Source organism: Chryseobacterium sp. (genome assembly GCF_022712095.1).
Taxonomy (GTDB): domain Bacteria; phylum Bacteroidota; class Bacteroidia; order Flavobacteriales; family Weeksellaceae; genus Chryseobacterium.
Genome location: NZ_JALAHD010000143.1, coordinates 1 through 20416 on the forward strand (window position 1 = coordinate 1; position 20416 = coordinate 20416).

At 35.0% G+C, this 20416-nt stretch carries 21 protein-coding genes and 1 riboswitch; of the genes, 16 read left to right on the forward strand and 5 right to left on the reverse strand.

What is annotated here, in order from left to right; genetic code table 11:
• From Q0A18_RS07150 to ribB, 11 genes are all read left to right on the forward strand, one after another.
• The coding region (locus Q0A18_RS07150) for a DUF6438 domain-containing protein (protein WP_292009459.1) at positions 1 to 570 on the forward strand (570 nt) is incomplete at its 5' end.
• Between the two features lie 70 nt (positions 571 to 640).
• Positions 641 to 1033 carry a DUF1801 domain-containing protein gene (locus Q0A18_RS07155; protein ID WP_292009460.1) on the forward strand — a complete coding sequence of 131 codons (393 nt, stop codon included), beginning with the start codon at positions 641 to 643 and terminating at the stop codon, positions 1031 to 1033.
• A gap of 284 nt (positions 1034 to 1317) precedes the next feature.
• Positions 1318 to 2304, forward strand: coding sequence for an alpha/beta hydrolase (locus Q0A18_RS07160; protein WP_292009484.1), 987 nt, complete (start codon positions 1318 to 1320; stop codon positions 2302 to 2304).
• Positions 2305 to 2423: 119 nt separating this feature from the next.
• Positions 2424 to 3080: a hypothetical protein gene (locus Q0A18_RS07165; RefSeq protein ID WP_292009461.1), complete on the forward strand. Its 657-nt coding sequence runs from the start codon at positions 2424 to 2426 to the stop codon at positions 3078 to 3080.
• A 10-nt stretch (positions 3081 to 3090) separates the two neighbouring features.
• Positions 3091 to 3675: a hypothetical protein gene (locus Q0A18_RS07170; protein ID WP_292009462.1), complete on the forward strand. Its 585-nt coding sequence runs from the start codon at positions 3091 to 3093 to the stop codon at positions 3673 to 3675.
• Between the two features lie 73 nt (positions 3676 to 3748).
• Positions 3749 to 4306 (forward strand): hypothetical protein, encoded by a 558-nt coding sequence (locus Q0A18_RS07175; RefSeq protein WP_292009463.1) that lies wholly within the window; start codon positions 3749 to 3751, stop codon positions 4304 to 4306.
• Between the two features lie 13 nt (positions 4307 to 4319).
• Positions 4320 to 4751: a DUF3788 family protein gene (locus Q0A18_RS07180; RefSeq protein ID WP_292009464.1), complete on the forward strand. Its 432-nt coding sequence runs from the start codon at positions 4320 to 4322 to the stop codon at positions 4749 to 4751.
• Positions 4752 to 4753: 2 nt separating this feature from the next.
• Positions 4754 to 5473: a DNA alkylation repair protein gene (locus Q0A18_RS07185; protein WP_292009465.1), complete on the forward strand. Its 720-nt coding sequence runs from the start codon at positions 4754 to 4756 to the stop codon at positions 5471 to 5473.
• A 131-nt stretch (positions 5474 to 5604) separates the two neighbouring features.
• A complete protein-coding gene (locus Q0A18_RS07190) occupies positions 5605 to 6486 on the forward strand; it encodes a helix-turn-helix transcriptional regulator (RefSeq protein ID WP_292009466.1) in 882 nt (293 codons plus the stop codon).
• An 80-nt stretch (positions 6487 to 6566) separates the two neighbouring features.
• The gene (locus Q0A18_RS07195; protein ID WP_292009467.1) at positions 6567 to 7433 is read left to right on the forward strand and encodes a hypothetical protein; all 867 of its coding nucleotides are present in this window, start codon (positions 6567 to 6569) and stop codon (positions 7431 to 7433) included.
• 151 nt (positions 7434 to 7584) lie between these two features.
• A riboswitch (FMN riboswitch) is annotated at positions 7585 to 7708 on the forward strand.
• A 92-nt stretch (positions 7709 to 7800) separates the two neighbouring features.
• Positions 7801 to 8451 (forward strand): 3,4-dihydroxy-2-butanone-4-phosphate synthase, encoded by a 651-nt coding sequence (gene ribB, locus Q0A18_RS07200; protein ID WP_292009468.1) that lies wholly within the window; start codon positions 7801 to 7803, stop codon positions 8449 to 8451.
• Between the two features lie 80 nt (positions 8452 to 8531).
• Here the strand turns inward: ribB and Q0A18_RS07205 are convergent, their stop codons facing one another.
• Both Q0A18_RS07205 and Q0A18_RS07210 read right to left on the reverse strand, forming a co-directional pair.
• A complete protein-coding gene (locus Q0A18_RS07205) occupies positions 8532 to 10616 on the reverse strand; it encodes an outer membrane beta-barrel protein (RefSeq protein ID WP_292009469.1) in 2085 nt (694 codons plus the stop codon).
• Positions 10617 to 10755: 139 nt separating this feature from the next.
• Positions 10756 to 10971, reverse strand: a complete 216-nt coding sequence (locus Q0A18_RS07210; RefSeq protein WP_292009470.1) for a hypothetical protein — start codon at positions 10969 to 10971, stop codon at positions 10756 to 10758.
• A gap of 310 nt (positions 10972 to 11281) precedes the next feature.
• Between Q0A18_RS07210 and Q0A18_RS07215 the strand changes: the two genes are divergently transcribed.
• Positions 11282 to 13645 carry a patatin-like phospholipase family protein gene (locus Q0A18_RS07215; protein WP_292009471.1) on the forward strand — a complete coding sequence of 788 codons (2364 nt, stop codon included), beginning with the start codon at positions 11282 to 11284 and terminating at the stop codon, positions 13643 to 13645.
• 60 nt (positions 13646 to 13705) lie between these two features.
• Here the strand turns inward: Q0A18_RS07215 and Q0A18_RS07220 are convergent, their stop codons facing one another.
• From Q0A18_RS07220 to truA, 3 genes are all read right to left on the reverse strand, one after another.
• Entirely contained in the window at positions 13706 to 15460 is a 1755-nt protein-coding gene (locus Q0A18_RS07220; protein ID WP_292009472.1) for an ABC transporter ATP-binding protein, read from the reverse strand.
• A gap of 137 nt (positions 15461 to 15597) precedes the next feature.
• Positions 15598 to 15942, reverse strand: coding sequence for a hypothetical protein (locus Q0A18_RS07225; protein WP_292009473.1), 345 nt, complete (start codon positions 15940 to 15942; stop codon positions 15598 to 15600).
• Between the two features lie 10 nt (positions 15943 to 15952).
• Positions 15953 to 16690, reverse strand: coding sequence for a tRNA pseudouridine(38-40) synthase TruA (gene truA / locus Q0A18_RS07230; RefSeq protein ID WP_292009474.1), 738 nt, complete (start codon positions 16688 to 16690; stop codon positions 15953 to 15955).
• 129 nt (positions 16691 to 16819) lie between these two features.
• Between truA and lpxK the strand changes: the two genes are divergently transcribed.
• From lpxK to dinB, 4 genes are all read left to right on the forward strand, one after another.
• Positions 16820 to 17845, forward strand: a complete 1026-nt coding sequence (gene lpxK, locus Q0A18_RS07235; RefSeq protein WP_292009475.1) for a tetraacyldisaccharide 4'-kinase — start codon at positions 16820 to 16822, stop codon at positions 17843 to 17845.
• Positions 17829 to 18653 (forward strand): purine-nucleoside phosphorylase, encoded by an 825-nt coding sequence (locus Q0A18_RS07240; RefSeq protein WP_292009476.1) that lies wholly within the window; start codon positions 17829 to 17831, stop codon positions 18651 to 18653. The genes lpxK and Q0A18_RS07240 overlap by 17 nt, the downstream gene beginning before the upstream one ends.
• Before the next feature lie 77 nt (positions 18654 to 18730).
• Positions 18731 to 19246: a thioredoxin-like domain-containing protein gene (locus Q0A18_RS07245; protein ID WP_292009477.1), complete on the forward strand. Its 516-nt coding sequence runs from the start codon at positions 18731 to 18733 to the stop codon at positions 19244 to 19246.
• Between the two features lie 39 nt (positions 19247 to 19285).
• A complete protein-coding gene (dinB, locus tag Q0A18_RS07250; protein WP_292009478.1) occupies positions 19286 to 20383 on the forward strand; it encodes a DNA polymerase IV in 1098 nt (365 codons plus the stop codon).
• Positions 20384 to 20416 lie beyond the last annotated feature (33 nt).

Consider the following 20416-nt stretch of genomic DNA (forward strand, 5'->3'; position numbering starts at 1 on the left):
CCAAAGATTAAAACTTTAAATAACAAAAACTTACTGGAAATTTATAGGCCTGTCATAAAAGATTGGGATAAAGGAATTGTTTCAAAACAACCGAAAAAACAAATATTAGAATATCAATTCGGAGATTTTGTTGAATACAACTCCAATCCTCACAATTACATTCCTATTAAAAAAATTGAATTTTCAACCTCCATGTGTTTTGGAGTTTGTCCTGTTTTCCAATTAATTATAGATAAAAACCAAAAGGCTTTATTCACTGCGGAACGCTTTAATTTTGATCAAAATGAAGAAAACTTGTCAGAAAACATTGAAGGAAAATTTCATACAAAAATTAAAAATGAAGATTACCAAGAGCTTATCAAAATATTAGAATACATTGATTTTCCAAACCTTCAGGATGAATATTCCGTTGATTGGACTGATGATCAAACATTAATTTTAAAAATTACCTATGGAAACGGAAAAGTCAAGACAATTCAGGACTATGGAGCTTCTGGAACTTACGGTTTAAAAAAAATATATAAAATACTATTTAATATGAGAAAAAACCAAGATTGGATTAAAGAATAACAATTGAATCTTTTCTTAAAACCAAAAGTATTACAAAATATAATAACTCCTTACCAAAAAACCACCTGTAATGACCATTGAAAGTCAAATCCAAACCTATTTCAATACCCATCCGGAGTCCAAACGCAGTGACATGCAAGAGCTTCACAACCTCATTCTGGAGCTTATGCCCAAATGTAAATTATGGTTTCTGGATGGAAAAAACAGTGATGAAAAAGTTGTTTCCAATCCCAATATCGGATACGGACTTCGCACCATACAATATGCTGGTGGAGAAAGCAAAGAATACTATCAGATCGGGGTGAGTGCCAATACAGCGGGAATTTCCATCTATATATTAGGAATTAACGACAAAACCTATCTTACCAGAACTTACGGAGAAAGGCTTGGTAAAGCAAAAATAACAGGATATTGTATTAAATTCAAACCCCTGAAAGATATCCATATAGAAATACTTAAATAGGCTATACGGTATAGTATTCAACAAAAGCTTTAATTCTTATTCAGCTTTTAAAAGTCAAATTATCCAGCAATCTATCACATATCAATTAATATTTTTCATACAAATAACCATTAAAGGAAAAAAGTACAACAATAACTCACTTTTATATATTTACTCCACCTCCCAACCGACATAACTTTGCCTCTATAATTTAACAGTTAAAAATAAAAGTTATGAAAGTTACATTTTTAAAAGGGTTAACCCTAGTTTCAACTTTAGCCCTTTCTGGTATAAACTCTACTATGATGGCTCAGCAGACTCCTTCTGCTGCACAGGATCCTCATATTTTAAAAGATATCCGTGTATTCCTAAATGCTTTAAACAATTCCGGAGGGAAACCACTGGAAACTTTACCTATGCAGGATGAGAGAAACGTGCTAATCAATGCTCAAAAATCCGTAAAATTTGACTATTCAGATATTGAAGAATCCGAAAGGACCATTACCCAGGACGGACAAACCGTAAAAATCCATATCGTAAAACCTAAAGGAGCTAAAAAGGATCTTCCTGTGTTTATGTTCTTCCATGGCGGAGGATGGATTTTAGGAGACTATCCTACCCATAAAAGGTTAGTAAGGGATTTGGTGGTTAACAGTGGTGCTGTTGCAGTATTCCCTGATTACACTCCTTCTCCTGAAGCAAGATTCCCGGTGGCTATCAACCAGGCATATGCAGCGACAAAATGGGTAGCAGCAAACGGAAAACAAATAGGCGTTGACGGATCCCGCTTAGCTGTTGCGGGTAACAGTGTCGGAGGAAATATGGCTGCCGTAGTTGCACTGATGGCAAAAGATAAAAACGGTCCTAAACTAAAACAGCAGGTTTTATTATGGCCGGTAACGGATGCTGATTTCAGCAGACCGTCTTATACAAAATATGCCCAGGAAAGATTCCTTACCGCTCCTCTGATGAAATGGATGTGGGATAATTACCTTCCTGATACAGCAGAGAGAAAAAATAAATACGCTTCTCCTCTAGAAGCATCTTTAGATGAATTAAAAGGACTTCCCCCTGCATTGGTGCAGATTGCAGAAAATGATATTCTTCATGATGAAGGATTAGCCTACGGAAGAAAACTGGATGAAGCAGGTGTACCCACTACCATCCAGGAATACAGAGGATTTATCCATGATTATGGAATGCTAAACCCTTTAGCAAACATCCCGGCAGTACAGGTATCTATTGAACAGGCTGCAATCGTACTAAAAGACGCTCTTTTTCAGAAAAAATAATAATTTCGTGTTATAATTGCCGTACATGGCCATAGTCTCTGATTATGGCCATGTACTTTTTTATATACCCTTGCAATTCATGCAATAATTATGTAAATTTAGAATTTATCACAGTTCCCATGAAGAAGCTGCTTTTAACGACTCTTCTATTAATTGCCAGTTTTTGTTTTTCCCAAAGAGAAATTAAAGATAATAACCTGTATATTTTTATAGGTCAGAAAATCAGCATTAATGAGTTTAACCCGAACCCTAACATAACGGAGGTTATGAATTCAATAGACAAAAAAAGCCGAGATTCTATTAAAAGTTATTTTATGGATGAAGCATTCCATTGTCAATATAAACTCATTGCTAATGTATACAATCGTTTAGATTCTGATACAGTTCAATTCGATGCATATGATCACTATGGAAGACCGGGTTTTGAAAAGCATGGAGATGTGATGCTGTATTTATCCAAAAATCAAAGTGAAAAATTATATCATCAAAAATACATTTACGATCCGGTTTATAAGATCAATGAAGAGTGGATGGGAATATACAGTTTCTATTTCCCCAATGATCATTCTAAATCATGGACAAAATTCAAAACGGTACCTTTCAATAAAGACGGTCTGATAAAGCTCAAACTTAAGTCCTGTGACAAAAAATGTCAGGCGTTATATTATCCGTATCCCTATTTTACAATAAAAGATGGGTATGCCTATCCAAAAAAAGCCTTTAAAATTGATGATATTATAGCTTACCGTAAAAAAACAACTTTCTTATTCAAATAACTAAATCTCAATGAAAAAACACACTAGTTCCCTCTTATTCCTTATATCTCTTATTTTCATTTTTTCTTGTAAAAAAACACAAAAGCCTGAAGAGATCCCTGCAGATATAGCAATGGATTATATGCCCAACCCAAAAACCCAATATGATACGATCTATACCTATGCATCAGCAGATAGCATTTCCCTGATTAAAAAATTAAGTTCTCATTTAGCTAAGGCCGGTTTTCGTATTAAAGAAAGAAATACAACCCACAAAGACACTTACTATAACTGCGAAGAAAACCGTATATATCTGGTTCAGGGGAATGGAGTCAGAGAATATTTTATAAGACGTATTATCCCCGAAAAAGGAACAGCAGATACATATCCGGATTTTGTGGTACGGGAATATAGCTTTCCTACAGAAGAACAAGCTCAACAGAATTTCAAGATCCTTGATAAAGCCTTAAATTCTGCCGGTGGATACTGCATGGATAAATCCCCCCAAAAAGTGGTCATTAACGGTAATAAAATTTTTCATTTAGCTACAAGAGCAGAAATGTTCAGAGGTTATATTGAAAAATATGGCGATATACTGAAAGATTATAACAAATAATATTTTCATTATAACTTTTGAATAAAAATTAAATATTATATAAAGTAAGGCAAAAACAAAATACACCGGACTAATGAAAAAAAATACATTTATTCTCATTTTATCACTGATCCTTGCGTGTAATAAAAATAAGGCTCAGGTAGCAGGTCAACATGTAATAGAGAAAGCCCAGCCTACCGAAAATATAGTATCTGATACTATAAAAACTGTAAGTACTTCATACAATACAAAAATCCTTAGCCATTTAATATCTCAGCTCAATAAGGAAGGATTCGTTTTCAAATCAGAAAAGGCAAGATTTATCCCTTCATTTCCCAGCAAAACAGAAAATACCGTTCTCATAATTGATGGTCCAGGAATAGGAGATTATTTTGCAAAAAGTGTAAAGCCTGAAAAAGGAACCAACGATATATATCCTGAGTTCAAAATATGTACATTTATATTCCTTACCCAGAAAGAAGCTCAGAAAAATTTCGAGAGAATCACAGATGCTCTCAGCTCTCATAAAAATATTGAAACTCCATATAAAATTCTAATTAAAGAAAATCAGATTTTTTATTTATTTACCCAAGAAGAAAGGTTCAGGGCCTATCTGGAAAAATATGGAAAAACACTGGAAGATTACAACTAAAAACACCCTCACAATGACATTAAACAATCCCACCCTGCTCCTTCGGGATCCCGAAAAGAAACCCTCAGATCAGCTTTTCAGTAATATACTAAGTGTTGAGCTATACTACATATTGATGGAAATTGAAAAATATATTAAAGAAACGGAATTAGCTTTAGAATGGAGATTTTATAAAGACGGAAATGCATGGTTAGGAAAAGTAATTCATAAAAAGAAAACTGTTTTCTGGCTTTCCTTATGGGAAGACTGTATTAAAACCAGTTTTTATTTTACTGAAAAAACACGTGCCGGTGTACTGTCATTAGATATACACCGGAATATTTTGGAAGAATTCGCTCAGGAAGTTCCCAGAGGCAAGCTCATTCCATTGATTCTGGAATTAAAAGAAAGCAATGAACTCGAAGACTTCAAAAAAATAGTTCTCTATAAAAGAAATTTAAAATGATCATGAAAAACGAATTATTACCTCAGCTCCGCCAAACCTTACAGGAAAATATAGATCTAAAAACGCTTGAATCTTCATCTAAATTCTTTAAAGAAGGAGAAAGAGCCCAGGTGTACGGTGTAAAGACCGGTATAGTTAACAAAATAGGAAAAGAATTTTATGAACAGGTTAAATCATTTTCAAAATCAGAAATATTTGAAATCGCAGAAGAACTTTTACGATCCAACTATATGGAAGAAGCTTTTATCGCTTTCATTCTTTCCGAAGCACTGGAAAAACAGTATGAACCTTCTGACTTCAAAATCTTTGAATATTGGGTGAATACATATATCAACAATTGGGCAACCTGCGATACCTTATGCAATCATACGATAGGAAACTTTATCATGATGTTTCCCGAATACATTCATGAATTAAAAAAATGGGCCCGATCAGAAAACCGCTGGGTTAAAAGAGCTTCAGCCGTAACACTGATCATTCCCGCAAGAAAAGGACTGTTCCTGAAAGATGTTCTTGAAATTGCAGATATCCTTCTTGAAGATAAAGATGATATGGTTCAGAAAGGATACGGATGGATGTTAAAAGCTGCCAGTGAAGCCTATCAACAGGAAATATATGAATACGTACTCTCGCAGAGATCAGTAATGCCCCGCACCTCACTTCGCTACGCTATTGAAAAGATGCCAAAGGAACTGAAGACTGAAGCCATGAGAAAAGTATAATCCTTATAAACATTCTTATCAGCTCCACTCCGCCTTACATAGAGTATAATAATCATAAAATTAATTATCACATGAAAAAATATTCTATTTTTACTTGAAAATATAGTCTTATCTTCAAAGCTGTTATGTAAATGCAAAAAAAATTAGACACGTATCCTTTTCTGTTTACCTTTAACAAAAAACAACTGATCAATACCACCACTATAAAAGAAAGGCTCAGCCGAAAGCCTCATGACCTCTTCACTCCTCACCGCACCAATTTTCACATGATCTACCTATTTACAGAAGGAAAAGGAAAACACTTAATTGATTTTAAAGAATTAAATGTCAAAGAACAGTACATCCTGTTTATATCGCAGGGCCAGGTACATGCTTTTGATCCGGAAGAAACTTATGACGGCAGAGCACTTATTTTTACCGATGAGTTTTTTATTCGCTCAGGAAGGGATCAGGAATACTTTCATAATAGCATGTTATTTAATTCCATTCAACAGCCCTATTTTAATACAAATACCGACTTTAAAGAATTAAAATCAGTATTTATAGAAATTTATAATGAACTACAAAAGCCAGCCGACAGATTTCAGGGAGAAATTCTGCATAATCTCCTGTATCGTATTTTTCTGCTTTCGGAAAGGCAATTTGAAAATCAGCAGCAAACCCTGTATCCGGACCCTAAGAACCTGCAGTTTGTTGCACGATTCAAGAAGCTTGTAGAGCAAAACTATAAAATTCACAGGCAGGTAAAGTTTTATGCTGATCAATTATGTATCTCACAACGCACACTGCAAATAGCCACATCACAAATTTTAGGAAAAACACCTAAAGAATGGATCAGTGAACGTTTGTTAATAGAAATCAAAAGAATGCTCGTGTATGATCAATTGTCAGTAAAAGAAATTGCGCTTCTCACTCATTATGAGGATGTTTCCAATTTAGTGAAATTTTTCAAGGAAAAGGCAGGAATTACTCCGACAAAATTCAGGAATCAGTTTAAAAGTTTCGTACTTTAACCATTCTTTTTTTTATTTTGATACCAGCTGTTATTCACCGTCATAATACCTTTGATATTTATTATCTAATCATAACTGCTATGACAAAACCGGAAGACTACAATCGTATCATCAATTCGTATATTACGCTTCCCATTTATATTGGGTTAATTTTCACAATGCTTATTAACGGGTGGAATTTTTTTACCGGAGATCAGGTAACCTTTCTAAAATATCTGAATATCTATAACAATTCTCCTCTGGACTCATATCCTTCCTATTTTTCCAGTCTCTTTTACCTCACGGGAATTGCTCAGATTATTTCTGCAATTATTTTAATATATGCCCTTATTAAAAAACACTTTTTAAAGAGTCCATCCTCTTCCTTACTCAAATGGGGAATTCTCCTATCCCTGTTTTCCGTATCTATTTTTGGATGCATGCTCAGAATTATTTCAAATCACGGAGGTTCTGCTAATCTCTATTTCTACTTGTGTATTCTCTATTTCCTTCTGTGGTACACAGAAAAATACGCTTCCGAAAGTCAAAATACAGTATTCCAACAAATTAAACTATTTCCTGTTTATTTTTCCCTCTTTTATACGATGGGACTCCCAGGCTGGCAAAAACTCGTTAACACTTCCGAGGTTATGGGAAAATACATCAGAATGTTCAGTACCTCTTTTCTGGGCCAGCTCCCGGGAGGAGTAGCGCCTTTTATCTATTTTCTGGGAACACTGGAAATCATTGTTCCCATACTTCTTATAGTGAGCCTCTTTAAAGGTGAGTATAACCCACAAAAAAGGTCTCTCTTTCTTAACATGGCATTGCTCATTAGTATATGTACTTTTATTATGTTAAGCTTTGGACTAAGTGTACTGGTAAATTATCCGGGATCTACTAATCTCGTTTTCTATGCTATTCTTAGTCTAGGATTATATCAATACATTTCCTATTCAAAAAATTAAGACCGGAAAGCAGCCATATATATGACACTGATAAATAACAGTATCGGATATCTCATTATTCAAAAAACTTTCGGAAATTTGTAACCTGTGCGTTAAATATTAATCAATGAGATAAAAAATTTAATTCAAACATACAGTAAAACTTAGTATAAGTTTTCTTCGGGGCAGGGTGAAATTCCCTACCGGCGGTTATAGTCCGCGACTCCTTTTTATAAAGGACTGATTTGGTGAAATTCCAAAACCGACAGTTATAGTCTGGATGGGAGAAGAAAATGAAACAATCAATAAGGCCTTTCTTATGGACTTATTGTATTGTATTTCATTTCCATGTACCGAAGAGCTATTTAACTTTTTAAAGTAAATACACATGGAAACATTATTAGAAAAATTCGGAGCGACCTCCGCAGAACGTGTAGAAAATGCACTTCTAACATTACAACAAGGCAAAGGAATCCTTTTAGTAGACGATGAGAACCGAGAAAATGAAGGTGATATCATCTTTCCCGCCTCTACCATTACGGAACAGGATATGGCACTTTTAATCCGCGAATGTAGCGGAATTGTATGCTTATGCATTTCAGAAGAAAAAAGTAAACATTTAAACCTTCGTCCCATGGTAGAAAATAATACCAGTAAAAATCAAACTGCTTTCACTATTTCGATCGAAGCCAAGGAAGGGGTTTCTTCCGGGGTTTCTGCAAAAGACCGTGTTACAACTATTCACACTGCAATTGCTGTGGGGGCTCAGCCCGGTCATATTGCAAGTCCGGGACATGTTTTCCCTTTAATTGCGAAAAAAGACGGAGTATTCGAAAGACGCGGCCATACAGAGGGGAGTGTAGACCTGGTAAAACTTGCCAATCTAGGTGATGATGCTGTACTTTGTGAACTTACTAATAAAGACGGCTCTATGGCCAGACTTCCTGAAATAGTAGACTTTGCAGCGCGCAAAGAAATGAGTGTGGTTACCATTGAAGATATTTATTCTTACCGCAAAATGATAATCGGCCAAAACTAAACTTTTCGATTTAACGCACAGAAAAAACCACTTCCTTTTTAGAAGTGGTTTTCTTCATATGGTCAATATAAGGTAAGAAACTAAAAAGTAGCTGCCGGAGCTGTAGAGTTATTCAGTTTTTTCTGTAAATCTGTTTTCTTTCCTCTGGAGAAGTCATAGCTGAAGCTAAGGACAAACATTGATTTATTATTCATGATCTGATTATTCCGGGAATAATTCACTAAGCTTTCCCGAAGACTTTTGGTTTTATATTCCGAAGGCATTCCGATCCAATACATCCCTGTTGAGAACGTCCAGTCTTTTAATTTATAGCTTATAAATATATGATTCTGATTTTCATTGGTACTCAGGAATGCACCGTTAAGCGTGTATACAGGTACATTCAACTGATATTCCAGGTTAAAGGATTTATATTCCGAAGACAATACAAAATTATTAGATATATAATCATTCTTAATCAAAACCCCTTTACTCGTCCTGATCATTTCCGAAGCAGGAGTAATAGATGCTTTCAGTACTAACAAACTGCTTCCGAAAGGTTTATACGAGCCCGATAACTGAATTCCGTACTGTTGGGAATTTCTCGCATTTTCATAGGTTAAGGCATACCCTCCGAATGTTTCATCCAAAATGTAATACTGGTTAATAGTACGGTCCGTATACCGATAGAAAAGGTTGGCGTTAAAATCAAAATGCTTATTGTTAAAAGAATAAATCAGATTATTGCTCCATAATCTCTGGGATTTAAGATAAGGATTTCCTGTCTGTACAATATTCGGAGCCATCTGCACCACATTACTGCTCAGAGCGGAACTCCGTGGACTTATAGGTTTGTAACTGCTTGTAAAGCGAAGACTCTGATTTCCTTTAAGCTGATACCCTAAAATTATTTTCGGAGTAACGGACCATTCGTCAAATGTATTTTCTGCACTCTTATTATGGATATTCGTCAATCCCACTCCTACCCGATAGGTCAGTTTCTTAACCTTGCCCGAAAACTCAGAGTAGAAATATTGTTCAAGATAATTAACACTATATTCCGAGAATCCTGCAAGATTTTGAAGATCATTGGAAATCGAAGTATTTGAAATTCTATATCCTGAGGAAAGCTTTCCTGCTTCAAAATCATGTATGTGGGCAATCTCTCCAACGAAACCTGTCTGCTTAGCCCTGAGATTCATATCATTATCATACACGGAATTTCCGGAAACAAGATCCCATTCTTTTGCAAATTCATCTGTATTGGTTGTAAAATGAGAACCTACCAGATTAATGCTCAATTCATCCTTTTTACCCAAATTCTTTGAAAAATACAGATCTAATGTAGGAGTAACATAATCTGAAGAACCCCTCTTGAACATCGCATGCTCTTCTGCCAAACCATCTTGCGTAAAAGTACTCCCTCCGCTTCCATTGACAAAACTGGTAAAAATATCCATATTCAGTTTAGCTTGAAAAGCATACCGCTCAGGAACCATACGGGTATATCTCAAAGCTACGTTCTGATAGGTGTATCCGAAATGATCCGTCTTATTTTCATCCGAGCGATAGTGTTCTCCATTCAGATTATAATCATAAATACTCTGAACTTTCCTGTTATCATAATCTCTCAGGTTAATAGAATACTCAAGTCCAAAATTATTCTTCCCTTTTGTATAGTTGGCATAAGCAGAGCCATTGACAAAGCCTGTATTTAAAGCAGAACTTACATCTGTTCCAAAAACATAGCCAGTTTCACCTGAGCGGGTAATAAGGTTGACCACAGTATCCGCACGTGTTGACCATCTTGCTGGAGGAATATCATAATATTCTACTTTTATAACTTCAGATGGAGTAATGCTGCGGATTTGCATATCTGTTGCCTCAATACCGTTAATTAAAAACAAAGTAGTACCTCCTTTAGTGCTTGCCAGCGTATTGGTTACAGGGTCTAATTGCAGCTCAGGCAGGGTTCTTAACAAATCTTTGGCATAACGGGCCTTTTCCAGAGCTTCTTTATTAAAAGTATATATTGCCTTATCAGCAAACTGCTTCTTATGCTGAGACTTTATAATAATTTCCTGAATTTCGGCTGTCTTGGTTTCCAAGGTATCTTTCCGTATATTTTCTTGTGAAAGTATCAGAATACTGCGAAGTATGAGAATAAAGCAAATGTTTTTTTTCATTGGGATAGGATTACTCCTAATAAGACAGCTACTACTCCACTTCTATTACATACAGAAAAAATGGCTCGAGATAATAAAGAACAAAAGAAAAGCTCCCTATAAAAAAATTGCCGGAGAAAAAAACTCCGGCGAATCAGTCTTATGCATTATAAACTTCTTTAAATTTAGCAGCAAGTTCATCTAAATAATGGCGCTGTACATATACGCTTTTTACTTCTTCGTATCTGGGTGACTTATAGAAGACCTCATGGAAATCCATACTTCCATTTCCTACTTTTACAATTTTCTGTACTTCTATATTTAATTTTTTCATTTCATCTTTAAAAGTCTGAAATTCATTTTGTATCGTATTCATCTTTTTAATTTTTTTAATTTAACTTTTCTATTATATATTTATATAACCTCCTTATATACAATACATAATTATATAACGAAGGATATCACTTTTTGGTATACATGCGGTAAAACTTATATGGCTCAAAACGATGTTGAGAGTCTTCAAAGTTTCAATCTCTAATTTAGATTAGCAACAGTAAAAAATGTGGGATATTTTTAAACAGCAATTTCCATACCAAAGTAAAAATACATTTAATATGCATAAAATTCTGATATAAATCTACTTCTGTTAATTTTTTATTTTAATTTCGTGAAAAACATTTCAGTTTATGAAAAAAAGCATTTTATTTTTTCTTATTTTCTTTGCTATTAGGTTATCGGCACAGGATTCCCTCAAAACCTTTCCACCAGTAATTACAAAAGAGACTAAATTCGGACTGGCTTTAAGTGGTGGCGGAGCAAAAGGCTTTGCCCATCTGGGAATCCTGGAAACTCTGGATTCACTTGGGATTAAAGTAGATTATATCACAGGAACCAGTATGGGAGGAATACTCGGAGGATTATATGCAATGGGATATAGTGGTAAAGAATTAAAAAATACCGTATACTCCACAGACTGGAAAAGAGTCCTCAGCAATAAAATCCCTTATAATAAAGTAAACATCAGCGAAAAAGATGAATATAATAAATACATTATAGAATTTCCGGCTATTGGTATCACCCCCTCTTTACCAGGATCTTTCATAGAAGGCCAATATATGTCTGAAGTACTCAATACCCTTACTTTCCCGGCAAAACATATCAATGATTTCAGCAAACTTCCCATTCCCGTAGAAATCACATCTTCGGATATTGTCAACGGAGGATTAATTATGCAGAAGAAAGGGTCTCTCCCACTGGCGATTAGAGCTACCTTAGCAATCCCCGCCGCTTTTGCACCGGTATATATTGATGGAAAACTTCTTGTGGATGGAGGGCTTGACAGGAATTTCCCTGTAAAAGAAGTTAAAGATATGGGAGCCAATTATATCATAGGCGGATATACAGGCTTTAGGTTATTTACTCTGGAAGAGATTGAGAATCCTATGAAAATGATCTACCAAACCCATGCTTTTCGCTCAGTAGAAGACTTTAACAATCAAAAAGAAATGTCTGATATAATGGTAGATTTTCTTTCTCCTCTAAATAACTACACTACCAAAGATTTCAAAAAGTATAAAGAAATCATAAAGATAGGCGAAGAAGAAGCAAAGAAACATCTTCCTGAATTTGTTGCTCTTGCTCAAGCCCAACGTAGTGCAGGAATTATTTATGAACATAAATTGATAGAAGAAGTTAAACTTCCCACCATCAAATTCACCTATAATGAGGATAATGGTACTCCCTTAAGTAATCCTTCAGAAATAGAAAGCATTAAAAAATTAATGAATCTGGAAGAAGGAAAATACTATGATGCCCAAACAGCCAATGAAGCTATAGACAGAATATTCGGTATGAGACAATACGAAAAAGTATATTATACTTATACCAATTCCGGAGACGGACTTATCATGAATATTTTTGTAAAACGTGCCCATTCAGGAGCCTTTAAACTGGCTCTTCATTACGATAATGAACAGTCTGTAGGAATTATTCTCAACTATACCTACAGGGATTATGCAAAAGCAAAATTCAGGGCATTGGCAACTATAGATGCTTCTGAGCGTTTCAAAGCCCGTTTACACCTGCAAAAATTCCTGGATAACGGGTTACGCTGGTCAGTAAGCACCGAAGGTATGATTACTCATATGAAAAACACCGATTTATTATTAAGAATTTCTCAATTTCTACCCGATACGGAAAACATAACATTCCCTCAACCTATATACAGAAATATTAATGTAAATGCTGCTGTTAATTATATTATAGCTCCTAATGCTATGGCATCATTTGGAATTGAATATAATTCGGAAAGAATAACCCGATCATTGGATAAGATAGATCAATCATTAGCCTCCATCTATAGTAAAAATATATATCAGCACAGTAATTTTGACCTGTTTTTTAAATTTAATCAGAACAGCCTGAATAAAAGATACTACCCTACTTCAGGAAATAATCTCCTGTTTATCACCAAAATGAACCTGGGAAATCGTTATAATTTATATGATCTTGAAAAAATACAGCCCACTTTATATGATTACTTAACTCCTGATTTTACCAATTATGTAACTCCTAAAAACCTGATCAGTCTAACTCTTAATGAGAATTATGTTCTTCCTATTATTCATAAATTATCTTTGAAAGCAAATGCTTTTCTGGGGGTTCAATTCTCACCGGAAAAAATAGCTTCCGGGCAAATGCCTTATTTTTTTATTAACCAAAGATATAATCTCGGAGGAAGTGAATATAATGTGATAGGAAACAACCCCGAATTCAGCGGTTTCCGCCAAAGAGAAATTCTCGCAGGTTCAATTGCAAAAGTAGGCATTGATATACAATATCATTTATTAAATAACCTTTATATCACTCCTACAATTCAATACGCATCCGTAAGTGATGTAATGTCTCCCTTTAAACAAGCTACAAATATGGTAGGGTATGGTTTAAACCTTGGATATGAATCCATATTGGGCCCTATTAATTTCAATATATCAAAAAATAATTATACGGAGATATGGAGAGCCTATTTCAGTATAGGATTCAAATTCTGATGTAAATATCCTCTACACTTTAATAATGAAATAAGAAGAGAGCATTTCTGCTCTCTTTTATTATTGATTTTTCCCTTCTACCTCTACTTCATGCCTCAGCTGGGCCTTATAAAGTGTGGCATAATACCCGTTCTTATCAAGCAGATCCAAGTGTTTTCCTTCTTCTACAATTTTTCCATGTTCCATTACAATGATCTTATCTGCCTTTTCAATGGTAGATAATCGGTGTGCAATGATAATGGATGTTCTGTTTTTTGTAATTTTCTCAGTAGCTCTCTGGATCAGTTTCTCACTTTCATGATCAATTGAGGAAGTAGCCTCGTCCAGTATTAAAATCTTAGGATCTGATAAATAAGCTCTCAGAAAAGATAACAACTGACGTTGCCCTAAAGAAATGGATGAACCTCTCTCACTTACAACATAATCATAACCTCCCGGAAGCCTTTCAATAAAACTGTCTACCTCTATTTCTCTGGCTCCTGCTTTTATCTTATCTAAAGTAATCGTTTCGTCTCCAAAAGCAAGGTTCTCAAAAATACTTCCATGGAAAAGGAAAACATCCTGCAATACTACTCCTATATGACTTCTCAGATTGTATAATTCATAATCTTTAAGATCCACATCATCGATAAGAATCTGCCCCGAATTAATATCATAAAGCCGTGTAATCAAACTGATAATAGTAGATTTTCCGGCACCCGTAGCTCCAACAATTGCTACAGTTTCACCAGGATTAACTTTAAAGTCAATTCCTTTTAAAACTTCCTGCTTATCATCGTAAGCAAAGTGAACATTCTTAAATTCAATTTTTCCGTCAAAATGACTCTTTATAACTTTTCCTTCATTAGGCATCTCAAAGTTTTCATCCATTAAACCTAAAACTCTTTCAGCTCCCACAATTCCTCTCTGAATATTATTAAAACGGTCAGCAATCTGCCGTAAAGGTCTTATCAGCATAGAAATATATTGAATAAAAGCAATAACCACCCCAGCACTGATTGTAATATAACCACCATAAAACAGGATGAATCCAATGAAAAGAGAAGAAATAAGTTCAACAACAGGGAAAAATAAAGAGAAAATAAATACAGTCCTCAGTAAAGCGTCTTTAAGCGTAATATTGATATCATCAAATTTCTTAAACTCAGCTGCCTGCCTGTTAAACACCTGAATGATTGACATCCCAGCTAGTCTTTCCTGAACAAAAGAATTCTGAATAGCCGTCCAGTTTCTTTCATCACCAAATGCTTTTTTCAGCCTTTTCTGGAAAAACCTAGTGATAATAACCATTAACGGCAAAATAGCGAGAGTGATGTAACTTAAATGAACGTTTGTACTGAACATCATCACCAGTACAAATATAATTCTTAGAATATCTCCAAAAACCATCAGGAATCCATCCGTATATACGGTAGCAATGGTTTCCACATCACCTACCGCACGGGTAACCAGTTGCCCGATCGGAGTTTTATCAAAAAAGGATGTTTTAAAATAAACCAATTTAGCATATAACCTCTGCCTGATATCACGGATAACATTCTGAGATATAAAATTGGAAAAGTAAACTAGGAAGAAGTTCAGGACCGTTTCAGCAAATACCAATGCAACCAGCACATAAATATGCTTCATCATCAGTCCTTTATCCTGAAGTTTGGTAATATCATTATCTACCACTTCCATCGTAAGATAAGGTCTGTAAGTAGACACTACGGAAAGTAATATAGAAATGATCAGGGTAAGAATAAACCAGGAACGAAATTTCATCCCTATAAAGAATAGTCTTTTAATAATAGCCCAGGTATCTTGTTTTTTCATTGTACGAATTCGCGAAAGAATAAAAATAAATTCTATGCAAAAATAGGACTTTAAAATTTTAATGCTTGAATAACACCTCAAAAAACATCATGAAAATTTCAGATGCCTCTTATTTAAAAAATAAATAGACGGAAGATTTATAACTGTTCGTTATTCCCAATCTCTTCAATTTCCAGCAAAGGTTTTTGTTGTTTCCCTTTTTCAAATTTCTTTTCCAGAATTTTATAAAAAACGTACACCGCCAGGATAGAAATTATCCAGCCAACAAGATTAATAAAAGAAAATGTATTATAACTTTCCTCCTCTAATGATCCCGGTTGAGTCATTTCTTTATAAAATCCATAAGAAAAACCGAATGCAATATGAGCTCCGAAATAAACAGCAATAGCAAGGAGTCCGAAATGCCATTTTGTTCTTCCGTATTCTCCTGCAAGCCCGGCATAGTACCGATAGGCACCCACCAGAATAATGATTGACATCATAGTTATAGTTTTAGTCTTTAAAATCGTAACCTACATCTACCAGAAATAAACCTTGTGCAGGGGCAGAGGTTCCTGCTGCATTCCGGTTTTTATCTTCTATTACCTTGCGAAGATCCTCAGGCTGAATTTTTCCTGCACCTATTTCCACCATAGTTCCCACAATTGCCCGCACCATATTTCTTAAAAAGCGATTTGCAGAAACTGTAAACTTCAGCTCACTTCCGTTCTGTTCCCATTCTGCCTTAAAAATCTTACATATATTCGTTTTATTATCTGATTTCAGTTTGGCAAAACTGGTAAAGTCTTCATATTCAAATAAAATCTTACAGGCTTCATTCATGGCATTGATATCCAGAGGTCTTTTCCAATGCTGCCAAGCGGAATCTATAGTAAAAGGATTTTTTTCTAAAGAAATAAAATATTCATAAGTACGGTAAGTAGCATCAAAACGGGCATGAAAATCTTCTTTTACCGGAAAAATCCTTTTAATGGAAATATCTGGAGGTAAAAAACTGTTCAGCTTATGCGGAAGCTGCTCATTCACTTCCTGCTCTGTATCAAAGTGGGCAAATATTTTTCTGGCATGAACTCCTGTGTCCGTCCGTCCTGCCCCTGTTGTTTTAATCTTTTCTCTTAAAATCGTTGACAGTGCTTTTTCCAGTTCTTCCTGTACAGAATTATCTTTCGGCTGAATCTGGTAACCGAAATAATTCTTCCCACAATAAGAAAACTCAATAAAATATCTCAATGCTATAAAATAATTTCACAAAAATACTTTAATTTTATAAAAATAATGAAGTTCTGGGTTGAAATAATTATTGAAAACATGTTGAGAATAATTATTAAATCCTCCTAAAATTGCTATTTTTGCAAACGTATGAAAAGATGGTACCTCTATCCTTTTTCCCTCGGCTATCATTTTGTTACCGGTTTCCGTAACACAATGTATGATTTGGGAATTTTTAAATCTACAAAATTCAAGACTCCGATCATTAATGTCGGCAATTTATCCGTGGGTGGAAGCGGAAAATCTCCAATGGTGATGTATCTTGCTCAGTTCCTTTCCAAACATTACAGAACAGGGGTTCTTTCCCGTGGATACGGAAGGCTTACCAAAGGCTATGACGTTACAAATTATGACAGCAACTACAAAATGGTAGGAGACGAAGCCATGCAGCTGTTTGAAAGATTTAAAAACCGTTTTGTGATTGCCGTATCCGAAGGAAGAGTTCCGGGTGCCAAAAAAGTAATTTCTGATATGGACCTTGGTGTATTGATCCTGGATGATGCTTTTCAGCACCGTGCCATCAAAGCGGGATTTAATATCTTAATGACCGACTTTAACGACCCTTATTTCAAAGATCATATTCTTCCTGCCGGAGATCTAAGAGAGTCAAGAGCAGGCTCCAAAAGAGCAGATATCATCATGGTCAGCAAATGTCCTGATGAACTGACGGAAGAAACCAAAAGGTATTATATTTCAAGAATAAAGCCTACAGGACATCAGAAAGTATTTTTCTCCTCCATCGATTATGATGAAAATGTATATGCGAAAGATAAAATATTACCGGATAATAATCTGAATTATTATGACATTCTTTTAATCACGGGAATTGCCAATCCTAAACCTCTATTGGAGCATTTATCCAAATTCTCCCAAAGAGTCAAGCATATGAAGTTCAGAGACCATCATAATTTCACTGAAGACGATATTAAAAAAATTATCGCAGAATATAAAAAATTGGGTGAATATAAAATTATCCTTACGACAGAAAAAGATTATGTGCGGTTAAAAACATTTGATTATTTAAAAGATATACTTTATTACTGGCCCATCAATGTTATTATTGATAAAAAGGAAGAATTCAACCAAATTATCTTAGATTATGTTAGCAAAAATTAAAGAAACTGCAGATTTCATCAAAAACATTATTGAAGATACACCTGATTTTGCGATTGTATTAGGATCCGGATTAGGAAAATTACAGGATGAAGTTAAAGCCACTCATATTTTAGAATATCACAATATTCCCCATTTTCCCCAGACTACAGTGGTGGGACATGGAGGTAAATTAATATATGGGACTTTAGAAGGTAAAAAAGTTCTCATGATGAGCGGACGTTTCCACTATTATGAAGGACATTCTATGGAAACTATTACTTTTCCTATCAGAGTTTTTCATCTTTTAGGAATTAAAAACCTGATATTGTCCAATGCATCCGGCGGTGTAAATCCGGCTTACAATGTAGCTGATGTTGTTATATTGAAAGATCATATCAATATGATGCCTGAGCATCCTCTCCGTGGAAAAAATATTGATGAACTGGGACCTCGCTTTGTAGATATGAGTGAACCTTACAACAAAAAAATGATCACTGTAGCTAAAAAAGTAGCTGAAGAAAATAAGATCCAAGTTCATCAGGGGGTTTATGTCGCTTTACAGGGCCCTACGTTTGAAACACCTGCTGAATACGGTTTAGTAAAAGTTATCGGCGGAGATATGGTAGGAATGAGTACCGTTCCTGAAGTAATTGTTGCCAAACATATGAACATGAATGTTTTCGGGGTCTCCGTCATTACAGATCTTGGGGGTCCGGACATTGCTTTTCCTGTATCTCATGAAGAGGTTTTGGATGCTGCCAACAAGGCGATGCCTCACGTAATTGTCCTTGTTAAAGGCTTAATAAAAGAATATCATGACTTTTCATAATTATAATATTTTACTAATTCTATAGAAATATATATCCCTAATTGCGTTTCATTTTTTAGATTTGTAAAAAAATTTACATGAAAAAATTGCTGATAATATCTGCCATTATTCTTATCAACCTAACGTATGCTCAGCAAACTCCTAAAATACTAAAAACCACTTTTTCAAAGGAAGCTTTGAATCAGAAGTTGGAAGATGAAGAGGGAAAAAGCATTACAGTAAGGGATATTCTTAATCAACATAAAGGTAAAGTTCTTATCATTGATTTCTGGGCAGGCTGGTGTCAGGATTGTTTAAAAGCTTTCCCTAAAGCTAAGGAACTGGAAAATAACAATCCCAATATAGATTTTGTATTCTTCTCTTTAGAAAGGTCTAAAGATGGCTTTGACAAAAGCCTGGAAAGATTTAATATGAAAGATAAAGAAAACTATTGGTTTGCCGGTGGATGGAAAAACAGTTTTAATAACTATATTGACCTTAATTGGATTCCAAGATTCATGATTATCGATCAAAAATCAGATATCGCAAAATATTATGCTATCTCTCCTGAAGATCCAGAAATTCAATCTACGATCAATCAACTTTTACAATAAATCTGAAATCAGAAAATAAATGATCCATATCTTTGTGATATGGATTTTCCTTTTTCCATACGTAAGATTATTCATGTAGACATGGATGCATTTTATGCTTCCGTGGAACAGCATGATTACCCTGAACTAAGAGGGAAACCCATAGCTGTAGGTGGTGAGCACCGCGGTGTAGTAGCTGCGGCAAGTTATGAAGCCAGAAAGTTTGGTGTCCGTTCTGCTATGCCCAGTAAAACGGCCAAAGAAAAATGCCCCGACCTTATCTTTGTAAAACCGCGGTTCCCCAGATATAAAGAAATCTCCCAGAAAATCAGAAATATTTTTTATGAATATACTGATCTGGTAGAACCTTTATCTCTTGATGAAGCCTATCTGGATGTCACCGAAAATAAAAAAGGAATTGAATCCGCCAATCAGATCGCACGAGAAATACGTCATAAAATATTCGAACAAACCGGACTTACAGCTTCAGCAGGAATTTCTGTCAATAAATTTCTGGCTAAAGTGGCTTCCGATATCAATAAGCCAAACGGACAGAAAACGATCCACCCCGAAAAACTGGAAGAATTTCTCGATGAACTTCCGGTAGAAAAATTCTATGGAGTAGGAAAAGTAACCGCCAATAAAATGTTTACTTTAGGGATTTTTAAAGGTAAAGATTTAAAGAAAAAAACATTGGAACAGCTCATCGGGCTCTTCGGCAAATCTGGAAAGTATTATTATAATGTAGTACGGGGAATCCATAATTCTGAAGTAAAACCCAACAGAATTCAAAAGAGTGTAGCTGTAGAACGTACGTTTTTTGAAGATTTATTCGATGAACAACAGATTGACGAGAAACTTACCAGCTTAAGTACAGAGCTTCAGCAAAGGTTACAGAAAAATAATATTCTCGGGCGTACCCTTACTTTAAAGATTAAGTATAAGGATTTTTCACTATTCACAAGAAGTATAACCAACGAGGAATATTTTACTTCAGATAAAGAATTCTTTGCTACCGCTAAAAAACTCTGGGAACTACGGCCTTTTAATAAGCCTGTCCGTTTATTGGGTCTTTCTCTTTCTCATCTTAATACTGAAGAAAAAAAGCAGGTTTCGGTACAGCTAAAAATTCAGTTTCAGGAATTTGAAAACTATTAGTTAGTATTTTTTTCCTAAATTGTAGTGATCAAA

Excerpts from the sequence above, each read along its gene's own strand:
- Q0A18_RS07205 (WP_292009469.1), bottom strand. The coding sequence starts at position 10,616 with ATGAAAAAAAACATTTGCTTTATTCTCATACTTCGCAGTATTCTGATA.
- Q0A18_RS07195 (WP_292009467.1), top strand. The coding sequence starts at position 6,567 with ATGACAAAACCGGAAGACTACAATCGTATCATCAATTCGTATATTACG.
- Q0A18_RS07240 (WP_292009476.1), top strand. The coding sequence starts at position 17,829 with ATGTTAGCAAAAATTAAAGAAACTGCAGATTTCATCAAAAACATTATT.
- Q0A18_RS07215 (WP_292009471.1), top strand. The coding sequence starts at position 11,282 with ATGAAAAAAAGCATTTTATTTTTTCTTATTTTCTTTGCTATTAGGTTA.
- Q0A18_RS07160 (WP_292009484.1), top strand. The coding sequence starts at position 1,318 with ATGGCTCAGCAGACTCCTTCTGCTGCACAGGATCCTCATATTTTAAAA.
- Q0A18_RS07245 (WP_292009477.1), top strand. The coding sequence starts at position 18,731 with ATGAAAAAATTGCTGATAATATCTGCCATTATTCTTATCAACCTAACG.
- dinB (WP_292009478.1), top strand. The coding sequence starts at position 19,286 with ATGGATTTTCCTTTTTCCATACGTAAGATTATTCATGTAGACATGGAT.
- lpxK (WP_292009475.1), top strand. The coding sequence starts at position 16,820 with ATGAAAAGATGGTACCTCTATCCTTTTTCCCTCGGCTATCATTTTGTT.
- Q0A18_RS07165 (WP_292009461.1), top strand. The coding sequence starts at position 2,424 with ATGAAGAAGCTGCTTTTAACGACTCTTCTATTAATTGCCAGTTTTTGT.
- Q0A18_RS07190 (WP_292009466.1), top strand. The coding sequence starts at position 5,605 with ATGCAAAAAAAATTAGACACGTATCCTTTTCTGTTTACCTTTAACAAA.
- Q0A18_RS07220 (WP_292009472.1), bottom strand. The coding sequence starts at position 15,460 with ATGAAAAAACAAGATACCTGGGCTATTATTAAAAGACTATTCTTTATA.
- Q0A18_RS07170 (WP_292009462.1), top strand. The coding sequence starts at position 3,091 with ATGAAAAAACACACTAGTTCCCTCTTATTCCTTATATCTCTTATTTTC.
- Q0A18_RS07175 (WP_292009463.1), top strand. The coding sequence starts at position 3,749 with ATGAAAAAAAATACATTTATTCTCATTTTATCACTGATCCTTGCGTGT.
- Q0A18_RS07155 (WP_292009460.1), top strand. The coding sequence starts at position 641 with ATGACCATTGAAAGTCAAATCCAAACCTATTTCAATACCCATCCGGAG.
- ribB (WP_292009468.1), top strand. The coding sequence starts at position 7,801 with ATGGAAACATTATTAGAAAAATTCGGAGCGACCTCCGCAGAACGTGTA.
- Q0A18_RS07210 (WP_292009470.1), bottom strand. The coding sequence starts at position 10,971 with ATGAATACGATACAAAATGAATTTCAGACTTTTAAAGATGAAATGAAA.
- Q0A18_RS07185 (WP_292009465.1), top strand. The coding sequence starts at position 4,754 with ATGAAAAACGAATTATTACCTCAGCTCCGCCAAACCTTACAGGAAAAT.
- Q0A18_RS07180 (WP_292009464.1), top strand. The coding sequence starts at position 4,320 with ATGACATTAAACAATCCCACCCTGCTCCTTCGGGATCCCGAAAAGAAA.
- Q0A18_RS07225 (WP_292009473.1), bottom strand. The coding sequence starts at position 15,942 with ATGATGTCAATCATTATTCTGGTGGGTGCCTATCGGTACTATGCCGGG.